The sequence below is a fragment of the Microcella sp. genome, assembly GCF_046293215.1.
In the GTDB taxonomy this organism is placed as follows: Bacteria; Actinomycetota; Actinomycetes; order Actinomycetales; family Microbacteriaceae; genus Microcella.
Genome location: NZ_JBKBPI010000001.1, coordinates 347636 through 358584, shown reverse-complemented (window position 1 = coordinate 358584; position 10949 = coordinate 347636). Strand labels below are relative to the sequence as shown.

11 protein-coding genes are annotated in these 10949 nt (G+C 69.3%); 8 read left to right on the top strand and 3 right to left on the bottom strand.

All coding sequences use genetic code 11. The features are described from left to right. Positions 1-17: 17 nt before the first annotated feature. Both ACK4SC_RS01760 and ACK4SC_RS01755 read right to left on the bottom strand, forming a co-directional pair. Complete coding sequence (locus ACK4SC_RS01760) at positions 18-1229, bottom strand: HRDC domain-containing protein (protein WP_409614324.1); 1212 nt, start codon at positions 1227-1229, stop codon at positions 18-20. 31 nt (positions 1230-1260) lie between these two features. Beyond that, positions 1261-1848 (bottom strand): DUF3000 domain-containing protein, encoded by a 588-nt coding sequence (locus ACK4SC_RS01755; protein ID WP_409614234.1) that lies wholly within the window; start codon positions 1846-1848, stop codon positions 1261-1263. A gap of 35 nt (positions 1849-1883) precedes the next feature. Between ACK4SC_RS01755 and ACK4SC_RS01750 the strand changes: the two genes are divergently transcribed. Further along, positions 1884-3095, top strand: a complete 1212-nt coding sequence (locus tag ACK4SC_RS01750) for an alpha/beta hydrolase family protein (protein WP_409614233.1) — start codon at positions 1884-1886, stop codon at positions 3093-3095. Here ACK4SC_RS01750 and ACK4SC_RS01745 read toward each other — a convergent pair. Beyond that, entirely contained in the window at positions 3061-3777 is a 717-nt protein-coding gene (locus ACK4SC_RS01745; RefSeq protein ID WP_409614231.1) for a dihydrofolate reductase family protein, read from the bottom strand. The two genes, ACK4SC_RS01750 and ACK4SC_RS01745, sit on opposite strands and share 35 nt — an antisense overlap. A 99-nt stretch (positions 3778-3876) precedes the next feature. On the opposite strand from ACK4SC_RS01745, the gene zapE reads away from it, so the two are divergent. From zapE to ACK4SC_RS01710, 7 genes are all read left to right on the top strand, one after another. Then, on the top strand, positions 3877-4851 hold the full coding sequence (zapE, locus tag ACK4SC_RS01740; RefSeq protein WP_409614323.1) for a cell division protein ZapE: 975 nt from the start codon (positions 3877-3879) through the stop codon (positions 4849-4851). 200 nt (positions 4852-5051) lie between these two features. After that, positions 5052-7907, top strand: a complete 2856-nt coding sequence (locus tag ACK4SC_RS01735; RefSeq protein ID WP_409614229.1) for a DUF4040 family protein — start codon at positions 5052-5054, stop codon at positions 7905-7907. Continuing rightward, entirely contained in the window at positions 7904-8257 is a 354-nt protein-coding gene (locus ACK4SC_RS01730; protein WP_409614227.1) for a sodium:proton antiporter, read from the top strand. The genes ACK4SC_RS01735 and ACK4SC_RS01730 overlap by 4 nt, the downstream gene beginning before the upstream one ends. Beyond that, positions 8254-9885 carry a monovalent cation/H+ antiporter subunit D family protein gene (locus tag ACK4SC_RS01725; RefSeq protein WP_409614226.1) on the top strand — a complete coding sequence of 544 codons (1632 nt, stop codon included), beginning with the start codon at positions 8254-8256 and terminating at the stop codon, positions 9883-9885. The genes ACK4SC_RS01730 and ACK4SC_RS01725 overlap by 4 nt, the downstream gene beginning before the upstream one ends. Next, complete coding sequence (locus ACK4SC_RS01720) at positions 9882-10256, top strand: Na+/H+ antiporter subunit E (RefSeq protein ID WP_409614224.1); 375 nt, start codon at positions 9882-9884, stop codon at positions 10254-10256. Before ACK4SC_RS01725 ends, ACK4SC_RS01720 begins: the two co-directional genes overlap by 4 nt. Further along, positions 10253-10519, top strand: coding sequence for a monovalent cation/H+ antiporter complex subunit F (locus tag ACK4SC_RS01715; RefSeq protein WP_409614223.1), 267 nt, complete (start codon positions 10253-10255; stop codon positions 10517-10519). The genes ACK4SC_RS01720 and ACK4SC_RS01715 overlap by 4 nt, the downstream gene beginning before the upstream one ends. Then, positions 10516-10872 (top strand): cation:proton antiporter, encoded by a 357-nt coding sequence (locus ACK4SC_RS01710; RefSeq protein ID WP_409614221.1) that lies wholly within the window; start codon positions 10516-10518, stop codon positions 10870-10872. Before ACK4SC_RS01715 ends, ACK4SC_RS01710 begins: the two co-directional genes overlap by 4 nt. The last annotated feature ends 77 nt before the right edge of the window (positions 10873-10949 follow it).

Sequence of the window (10949 nt, the reverse complement as noted above, 5' to 3'; positions counted from 1 at the left end):
TAACCGCTTGGGTGAACCTACGAATCGCTTGCGACGTCCCCGTCGACCGCTTGGTCAGCATCCACAAAAGCTGAAGCGATTGTTAGTGCCGTTGCGTCAATCTGCCAGGGGCGGGCGCCCCAGCCGACGAGCGCCTGCGCGATGGCGTCGGCCGTGAGACTCTCCGGCGGAGTCCACGCCACCCGGCGCAGGATCTCGGGCGTCAGCAGGTTCTCAAGGGGAATCTCGAGCTCGTCGGCGAGCACCGACAGTGCCTCGCGCGCGGCGCGCAGCCGGCGGTCTGCCTCGGGGTTTCTGTCAGACCATGAGCGCGGGGGCGGCAGCGTCGCTTCCTCGCGGACCCGCAGGGCCGGGAGGTCGTCGGTGGTGCGCCCCACCTCGATGGCCGCCCACCAGCGGTCCAGCTGCGAGCGGGATGCCCGGCCATGGAAACTCGACAGGCTCGCCAGTTCGCGCTTCGACTCGGGCATCGCCCGTGCGGCGGCAACGATGGAGGCATCGGGAATCAACCGCCCGGGGGCAACGTCGCTCGCCTGCGCCGCGGCGTCGCGCGCGAGCCACAACTCGCGGGCCACTGCGAGCGATCGTTGGCCGCGCACCGAGTGCAGGCCCGACAAGCGACGCCACGGTTCTGCTCGCGGCTCCGGGGAGGGTTTGGCGAGCACCGCCGCGAACTCCTGCTCGGCGGCGACCAGCTTGCCAGCGCTTGACAACCGCGCGTGGATGCGGTCGCGCACGTCGACGAGGAGCTCCACGTCGAGCGCCGCATACGTCAGCCACGATTCGGGAAGGGGACGGGTCGACCAGTCGGCCGCTGAGTGCTCTTTTTTCAGGTGCAGGCCGAGCGTCTCCTCGACGACGGCGGCGAGACCCACGCGGGGGAGCCCGGCCAGTCGCGCTCCGAGCTCGGTGTCGAACAGGGTGGCCGGTTCCAGGCCGACCTCGCGGAGGCAGGGCAGGTCTTGGCTCGCCGCGTGCAGCACCCACTCGGCGCCGCCGATCGCCTCCTGCAGTTCGCCGAATCCGTCCAGCGCGATGGGGTCAAACAACGCGGTTCGTGAGCCGCGCCGGTAGACCTGAATGAGGTAGGCGCGCTGGGAGTAACGGAATCCGCTCGCTCGCTCGGCGTCGACCGCGACCGGCCCCTCGCCGGCGGCGAGAGACTCCACGGCGCGCAGGTAGTCGTCGCGACTCTCAATGACCCGCGGGGGCTCAGCGGGTCGCGCGATGGGGAGCGGTTCGGGAGTCTCGTCGGGGGTATCAGCCACGGCTTCTCCGCAGAGCGGTAATCGGGGTCACGCCCTCCTGCGTCGGCGGGTACCCGGCGAGCATGCACAGCAGCTCGGTCCATCCCTCGACGTGTGGGGCGAGATCGTCACTGGTCGGGCTCCACGACGCGCGCAGCTCGAGCTGCGCACCCGAGCCCTGGGCGGCCAGGCTTCCGAAGCCGGTCGACAGCACCTTCGTCGCGGTGCCGCTTTCTGCCGTGAACTGCGCATCACGCACGGCAAGACCGTCCATCAGCCACGACCAGGCCACATCGGCCACGAAAGGGTCGACGCCAATGTCGTGTTCGAGCGGCGCCTGCGCGAAGCAGATGATGCGAATCGCGCCCTCCCAGGCCTCGGGCTCGTCGGGGTCAAACAGCACGATCAGTCGCCCCGTGCCGAGGTCGGAATCGTCGGCGTGGTGGGCAGGGTTGACGTCGGCCGCGAGCGCGTGCGTGTACGGGGCGAGCCCCGATGGCGCAGGGATCTCGCTGACAACCAGTTCGTCGCGCGGTGTCGCGCGGGCGATCGACGCGACGATGGCGTCGAACCGGTCGGCAGGGGAGACGGTCGCGGTCACGCCTTGAGGCTAGGCCGAGTTGATACGGTCGGCGCGTGAGACTCGCCGCAGGACCGCGCCCGGGGGCCGTACGCACGGTGTTCCGGATGCTCGGGGGCGCCACCGCGGCGCTCGGCGCGATGGCGGCGACCACCGGCGCAGCCGCCCTCGCGATCGCCGCGAGCGCGGCGCGCGCGGTCGTGACCCCGCCGGGGGAGCGGCCGGAGGAGGTCGTCCTGCACGGCGTGGACCGCGCATCCCGAACCGTGACGGTCTCGTCGACGCCCGAGACCGAGCTCCCTGGCCGCTACAGCCTGTGGTTCGATCGCGGACGCGGGCACGCCCGGGTCGGCACGATCGTTGGACGCGGGCCAGGCGTCGTCATGCGCGAACTGCTGTCGGTCGAGCGCGGTCAGCTGGAGTCGGCGACGCACGCGCGCTGGGGCGCCTGGTACTACCTGACACCGGCCGACCTTGGGGTGCCCTACGAGGAGGTCGCCGTCGCAACCGAGCTCGGTGCGGCCCCCGCCTGGCTGGTCGCGCCGCCTCGACCGAGCACGCGCTGGATCATCCAGGTGCACGGTCGCGGTGTGACGCGCGCGGAGGGCTTGCGCGTCGTTCCCACCGCGCGCGACGGCGGCTGGATGACCCTGCTGATCAGTTACCGCAACGACGGCGACGCCCCATCGTCACCCGATGGGCGCTATGGCCTCGGCGACGACGAGTGGCGCGACGTTGCCGCCGCGATCCGCTTCGCCCGCGACCGCGGTGCCGAGCAGATCGTGCTGATGGGGTGGTCGATGGGGGGCGCGACGGTGCTGCAGACCGTGCTGCGCGCATCCGAAGCCCGCTTCGTCGACGGGGTGATCCTCGAGTCGGCGGCGGTCGACTGGCGGGCGGTGCTCGCGCGCCAGGCGCAGCGCCGCGGGCTGCCGCGCGCCATCCAGACCCTCGCGACGCGGGTGTTGACCGAACCGTGGGGCGTGCGCCTGACCGGACGGGCGGCGCCCATCGATCTGGACCGGCTCGACGCGACCACGCGCGCGGCCGAACTGGGGGTGCCGTTGCTCGTGCTGCACAGTGATGACGACCCGGACGTGCCCATCGAGCCGATTCTGCGCCTGGTCTCGGCGGCGCCGGGCGACGTGCACCTCGAGCGATTCACCGTCGCCGGCCACACCCGCCTGTGGAATTACGACCCGCGGCGCTTCGAGCGGGCGATCGCGACCTGGCTCAGCCGGCTGCCGACACCCAGCGGCCGTAGCTGAACCCCTCCTCGTCGACGAGGAGCTGCCGCGGGATGAGCCGCGCCGTGGCGTCGTCGTCGGCCGCCAGGGGAGCGCCGCCGCCGAGGACGGGCGCGGTCGTCAGGCAGAACTCGTCGACGAGGCGGGATGCGCGGAGCTGGTTCGCGAGCGAGGGACCACCCTCGCAGACCAGCTGGTCATAGCCGCGCCCGCGAATCGCGTCGACGACGGCGGCGACCGGGAGACGCCCCTGTGCCGAGGGCGGCACGGGAAGCACCGTGTGGGGCAGCGCCGTGAGGGCAGCCCGGGCTCGTTCTGCGCCCTCCGGCGTCGTCACGACGATGAGTTCTCGCTCGGTGGCCGACAGCGTGAGGCGGTGTCCGTCGAGCGCGCCGGTGCCGGACACGACGACGATCGCCGCGTTCTGCGCCGGCCCGATCGCCTCGCGACGCACAGTCTCTGCGCCAACGATGATTGCGTCAGCGTGCGAGCGCACGGCCCGCAGTACGCGCCGGTCGGTGTCGGAGCTGATCGACGCTGAGGTGTCGTCGTCGCCAACCGTCTTGCCGTCCAGGGTGGTGACCATCATGAGCCTCAGCCCCGCAGACACCGGGCGGTACCAGTCGTGCAGCCGGTCGTCGGCGTCGGCGGAGTCGAGGTCAACCTCGCCGCCATCGACGGGGAGTACGCGGCGCAGAAGCATCCCGCCACGCTAGTAGAATTGGGCGTTCCCCGTCGCCGACCTAACGAGAATCCGGTGCCCCTCTCCACTGCGCTCAGCCTGTGCGACCGCCGTCCCGGTATGGGGCCCGATGAACTCATCGGCCACCTCGTGCCGCCGCCCCAGTTCGCGGCGGCGAGCCTCGAATCGTACGTTCCCGACCCCGAGCATCCCAGCCAGCAGGAGGCGGTGGATGCAGTGCGCGAATTCGTCGACGGCGCGCCCGCCGCGAAGGGCGGCCTCTTTCGCCGCAAGCCGGCCGCCGCGCCGACGCGACCGGGCATTTACCTCGACGGCGGATTCGGGGTCGGCAAGACGCACCTTTTGGCGTCGCTGTGGCACCGCACCCGCGGTCGCAAGTACTTCGGCACATTCATCGAGTACACGGCGATTGTCGGGGCGCTTGGCTACCGCGAGGCGGTGCAGCACTTCCGGGGCGCCCAGCTGATCGCGATCGACGAGTTCGAGCTCGACGACCCGGGCGACACGATGGTCATGTCGCGGTTGCTCGGCGAGCTGGTCGCGAGTGGCTCGCGCATCGCGGCGACCTCGAACACACCGCCGCACGCGCTCGGGGAGGGTCGGTTCGCCGCACAAGACTTCCTGCGCGAGATTCATGCCCTCGCCGACCGGTTCCGCACCGTGCGCATCGACGGGGTCGACTACCGCAAGCGCGACATCGAAGGAACCGCGGTCACGGTCGACGAGGCCGATCTCGCCCGCACGATCGACGCGGTGTCGGGTGCGGTCACGCTCGACGCTTTCGACGATGTGCTGCGCCACCTTGCCACGGTTCACCCGAGCCGGTACGTCGGGCTCATCGACGGGCTCGCCGCTGTCGCCGTCACGGGCGTTCGCACCCTTGAGAACCAGACGGATGCGCTGCGACTCGTCGCGCTCGTCGATCGCCTCTACGACGCGCAGGTACGCATCATCGCCACCGGTGTGCCGCTCGACCGCGTGTTCGGCGAGGAGATGCTGGCCGGCGGCTATCGCAAGAAATACCTGCGCGCCGTGTCGCGAATGATCGCGCTGACGTCGATGACGGGGAGCTAATTCCCGCATTCCTCTGGGGGAATGCTGAAAGCTAGCGGTGTGCGCGACCGATAGACTGGGCTCCGGTGTGCCGGGAAGTCTGGTCGGCGTGCGGAGCGCTCAGTGCGCGCCGCGGCACCGTCAGGCGACGGTGCGAAGCCGCGACGACCTGCACCTGAGGAGCCCATGACCCCTGCACGCCCTGCCCGGACGGACGAGCCGTGAGCCTGGTCGCCATTCTCGCCGCGACACTCGGCGTCGTCGTGGTCACCATGCTCGTGACCCGGCTGGTTGGCCGCGCCGGCGGCTGGGTTGCCGCCATCGGTCTTGCGGTGCTCGCGGTCATCGTCGTCCTCCGCGTGCCCGAGGTGCTCGCGCCCGGCTCGGTCGTCACCGAGAGCGTGCCGTGGATGCCGACGCTCGACATTGCGTTGCGGCTGCGCTTGGACGGCCTCTCGGCGCTGTTCCTCATCATCGTGCTGGGTGTGGGGGCGCTCGTGATGGCGTACTCCGCCCGCTACCTATCTGAGCGCGCCGTGCACCGTCACACCGGCTACTTCGCCTGGATGCTCCTGTTCGCGTTCGCGATGACGGGTCTCGTTCTCGCCGACGACCTCGTGCTGCTGTTCGTGTTTTGGGAACTGACGACGCTGTGCTCGTTCTTCCTCATCAACCGTTCGGGTCGCCGCGCGAGCGCCCCGGCCGTGCGCACCCTGCTCGTGACCGCGATGGGCGGGCTAGCGCTGCTGTTCGCCGTCGTGCTGACGATCGCCCGCACCGGCACCACGGTGCTGAGCGAGGCGCTCGCGAGCGATGTGTGGCAGACCGACCTCGGGTTCACCGCGGCGGTGTCGGTGCTCGTCGCGCTCGCCGCCATGACAAAGTCGGCGCAGTTCCCGTTCCACATGTGGCTGCCCGACGCAATGGTCGCCCCCACCCCGGTGAGCGCGTACCTGCACGCCGCCGCGATGGTTAAGGCGGGTATCTTCCTGCTCCTGCTGTTCTCGCCCGCGCTCGCTGGCACGGTCGTGTGGCAGTCGATCCTCGTGTCGACCGGCCTCATCACCGCCGTGATGGGCGCCGTGTTTGCCCTGCGCCGTTTCGATCTGAAAGAGATCATGGCGTACTCGACGGTCAGCCAGCTCGGCTTCATCGTCGCGGTCATCGGCATCGGCACCCCGAGCGCGTTGACGACCGCGGCGCTCTACACCCTGGCCCACGCGCTGTTCAAGGCGGCGCTGTTCATGGTGGTGGGCATCATCGACCAGCAGGCCGGTACCCGCGACATTCGCCTGCTGCAGGGCCTGCGTCGGCGCATGCCGATCACCTTCCTCACCACCGTCCTGGCCGGGTTGTCGATGGCGGGGATCTTCCCCCTGCTCGGCTTCATCTCCAAGGAGTACCTGCTCGGCCAATTCGCCGAGCCCGGCGGCCCGCTGTGGCTCGGTATCGCCCTCGCGGCGACCGCCGTCATCGGCGCGACCGCGACGTTTGCCTACACGGCGCGCATCATCCTCGGCGGCTTCACCGCGTACCGCGGCACGGAGCGCGACGACGAGACTCTCGACACCCATCGGATGCCGCAGGAGATTCGCGAGGGAGCACCCGCCTTCCTCGCCCCCGCGCTGCTTCCGGCTCTCATCGGCCTCGTTCTCGGCCCCGGAATCGCGTGGCTGCACCCGCTCACGGGTGCCGCCGGCAGCGCAGCCGCGGGGGAGGCCTACACGGCGACCTTCGCGCTGTTCGGCGGATTCACGCTCGAACTCGTGCTCTCGCTGACGATCATCGCGCTCGGCCTTGTCGTCGTCAGCCAGCGTCGCCGACTCGACCGCCTGTTCGAGCGCCGCATCCTGTCGTTCACGGCCATCGACGTCGTCGAGAAGCTGCGTACCGGCTCGATCGCTCTCGGCGCCCGAGTCGGTGACGTCACGCGAACCGATGGTCAAGGCCTGCACCTGGGTGCGCCGTGGCTCCTCCTCGGAACCCTTGCCGTTGTTGCCGTCATCGCCGCACCAACGGCCGGCGAGCTGATCAACTCGAGTGAGCCCTGGACGGACGCCCTGCTGCTCGCACTCGTCATCGTCACGGTGGTTCCTGCCGTGCTGGTGCGGTCGCGCTTGGTCGCGCTGATTCTCGTTGGCGGAGCGGGATTCGCGGTCGCGCTGTGGTTCTTCGCTCTCGGCGCGATTGATGTCGGCCTGACGCAGCTGCTCGTCGAGCTGCTCACCGTCGTCGCGCTCGTGCTCATCCTGCGACGCCTGCCTCACCGGTTCCACCGTGTCGCACGCTCCCGCACCATCGTGACCGCGAGCATCGCTGTCGCCGCCGGTGTTGCCGCAACGCTCGCCACCCTCGCCTTCACGGGCCGGCGAGACATCTCGACCGTCGGCCAGTACTTCCTCGACGAGGTGTACGTCGACACCGGAGGCACGAACATCGTCAACACGATCCTTGTTGACTACCGCGCGCTCGACACCTTCGGTGAGCTGACGGTCGTCGCTATCGCCGGCATCGTGCTGATGGGCGTGCTCGGAACCCGTCGCCTGCTGCCCGAGTACGCACCGTCGTTCGCCGTCGCATCCACGGCACCGCTTCTGCGCAGCGCCGACAACACGCTCCCCATCCGCGTGGTGGCTCGCTGGGCTGCGCCCGTCATCATCGTGCTGTCGCTCTACCTTCTGCTGCGCGGCCACTATGAGGTCGGGGGCGGCTTCATTTCTGCCCTGGTTGGCGGAACGGGCTTCGCGCTTGCGTACCTGGGCGCCTCCGCCGACGGGCGCGCGCCCGTTCGCTGGCCGTACCGCGGGCTGCTGTCGGCGGGGGTCGTCGTCGCCGTCGTGACCGGAATCGCGGGCTATGCGGTCGGATCGTTCCTGCGCCCGATCCGCGCCGACATCCCTCTGCCGTGGGGCGGTGAGTACGGCTTCACGAGCGCCATCATCTTCGACCTGGGGGTCTACTTCGCCGTGGTCGCCATCATCATCGCCCTGCTCAACGAGCTCGGCGGCGTTCGCACCAGCCACGGTGAGATCGTCGACAGGCCGCGCCGCCGCGATCGCGAGGAGGTGACGGCATGAGTCTCGCTTTGACGATCGGAATCCTGCTCGCCGCCGGGGTCTACCTCGTGCTGCAGCGCGGCATGATTCGCATCATTCTGGGGTTCGTGCTGCTCACGCACGCCGTGAACCTCCTCATCATTGCGGCCGGTGGCGTCGCTCGGCGTGATGCACCGTTCTTCGGCGGTGACACGTCGAACGCCGCGGACGCCCTGCCACAGGCGTTCGTGCTGACCGCGATCGTGATCGCCTTCTCGATCACCGTGGTCATGGCGACCTTCGCGGTCGTCGGGCGGCGTGACGACGACACCGAGCCAGACTCGGCCACGCCCGCTGACCTGGGTGACGACCACGAGGGGGTGACCCGGTGACCGCGGTGATCGAAGCGCTCATGCCGATGTTCGTCGGCGCGCCCCTGCTCGTCGGCGGCGCACTCCTCGCGGTGCCTAGGGCTCACGCGCTGCGCAGCGTGCTCGGTATGGTCTCGCTGCTCGCTCTTCTCGGCGGTGCGATCACCCTCGTTGTCCTCACCGCCGACGGCACGGTACTCGCCCATCAGATCGCGTTGTGGCCGGGTGGGGTCGCGATTCCGTTTGTAGCCGACGCCTTCGCCGCCCTCGTCTTGACCGTGACGGCGATCCTCGCCGTCGTGTGCTTCCAGTACATGATCGCCAGTGGCGAGGCGAAGAGCCCGTCGATCACTTCGCTCGTGCTGATCCTGTCCGGCGGCGTCTCCGGTGCCCTGCTGACGGGCGATCTGTTCAACCTGTTCGTGTTCATCGAGGTCATGCTGTTGCCCTCGTACGGACTGCTCGTCATCTTGAGCCGCCGCGGCGACATGAACGGCTCGCGCCTGTACGTCACGGTCAACCTGCTGGCCTCAACGCTTTTCTTGGCCGGCGTGGGATTGATCTACGCCGTCGAAGGCACGGTGAACCTCGCCGAGCTCGCGGGTGCCGCTGTCGACAACCCGGCAACGGCTGTCGCGGCAGCCGTGTGTCTCGGCGCGATCGCCGTGAAGGCCGCGGTGTTCCCCGTGCACGGATGGCTTGCGCGCACCTACACGGTGACGTCGCCGGCCGTCACCGCCCTCTTCTCTGGCCTGCACACGAAGGTCGCCATCTACGTGATCTACCGCATCTACGCGGTGGTGTTCGACGGTGACGCCACCTGGCTCGTTGTCGCCCTCGTCATCACCTCGCTCACGATGGTCATCGGTGTCTTCGGAGCAATGGGCGAACCGACGATGCGCGCCATCTTGGTGTTCCACATGGTGAGCCAGATCGGCTACATCCTCGTTGGGGTGGGCCTGTTCACCCAGCTAGGGCTCACGGCGGGAATCTTCTACCTGCTACACCACATGATCGTGAAGGCGTCGCTGTTTCTCTCGACCGGCGCGATCGAGCAGACCTACGGCAGTGGGCGGCTGGACGATCTGGGCGGGCTGCGCACGCGTGAACCGCTCATTACGGCAGCCTTCGGTATCGCGGCCCTCTCGCTCGCCGGGCTCCCGCCGTTCTCGGGTTTCGTGGCGAAGTTCAGCCTGATTCTCGCCACGATCGACGCGGGCGCGCTCGCTGTCGGCATCGTCGCGCTTGCGGTGAGCCTGTTCACCCTGCTGTCGATGATGAAGATCTGGGCCGCCGTCTTCAACGGCAAGCGTCCCGCCCACATCGAGGAGCAGGCTGCCGAGGCGCGCGTGCGGGCCCGCGAGGGCTTGCTCGACGACGAGGCGGTCAACACCGAGGAGGTGGCCGAGGAGGCCGCCGCCGCGATCGAACGGCACGATCCGCCGCGGGGCGTGAGCCCGAGCGAGGACGACCCGCACGACCACCGCGGTACGCGCATCCCGTTGCGCCTGGCGCTGCCCGCCTTGCAGCTCGCCGCGATCACGGTCGGGCTGGGTCTCGGGGGAGAGCTGCTCCTCGGGCTCTCCGAGACGGCGGCCGCGGGCCTGATCGACACGAGCGCTTACGTGCAGGCGGTGATTGGCCGATGACCTCACCGTGGAGCCTTCCCGTGCGCTTCGTCGGCTTCGTTGCCTGGTTCGCTTGGCAGGTCGTCGTGACGAGCGCGAAGGTCAGCGCGCTGATTCTCACGCCGGGCAGGACGCCCCAGCCCGGCATCGTGCGTGTCGAACTTGACGACCTCAGTGAGAGCGAGCTGACTCTGCTTGTCGCGCTCATCACGATCACGCCGGACACGCTCGTCATCGCGCTCAATCGCGATGCGCGCACCATGTACGTGCACGGGATGTTCGTGGCCGGCGACGCGGACAGCTTCCGCGCCGGCCTGCTCGACACAGAGCGCCGTCTGCTGCGCGGCGTGCGCCGCCGGCCTCCCGGCGCGACGGAAAGGAGTGCCTCGTGATTCCCGACATCGTCGCGATCATCGTGATCGCGCTGCTCGCCATCGCGGCCGCGCTCGCCGTCGTCCGCGTCGTGGTCGGTCCGACCGGTGGCGACCGCGCCGTCGCCGGCGACCTCATCTTCTTCGGCTTTATCGGCTTCGTTGCCATCTTTGGCCTGATGTTCGCGATCGACGCGGTGCTCGACATCATCCTCGTGGCGGCGATCCTCGGGTTCCTGTCGGTGCTCTCGCTCGCGCGACTGTTGCAGGGGAAGCAGCGATGATCGCCACCGTCATCGGCAGCGCCTTCCTGATCCTGGGCGCCGTCATCATCGCGAGCGCCGCGATCGGGCTCGTCAAGCTTCCTGACCTGTACACCCGCACGAGTGCGATCGGTACGGCAGCTGGTCTCGGCGTCGCCCTCATGATCGTGGGCGTCGTGGTCATCGACTTTTCCTGGCTGAGCCTGCTGAAGGGCGTGATCGCCGTCACCGCGCAGCTGCTGACCAGCGCGATCGGCAGTTTCGCCCTCGCCCGCGCCGGGTACTTGAGCGGCAGTCGGCCAGCGCCCATCACGGTGCCGGACGAGCTCGCCCACGACTCGATGCGCGAGCCGGGCCCCGTCAGCGAGTCCTGATGAGGAGCACGGACCCCGTGCGGGTTCGCGAAATCTGATGTTTACCTGCCGCCGCTCCGCGTAACACCGGAGAAACA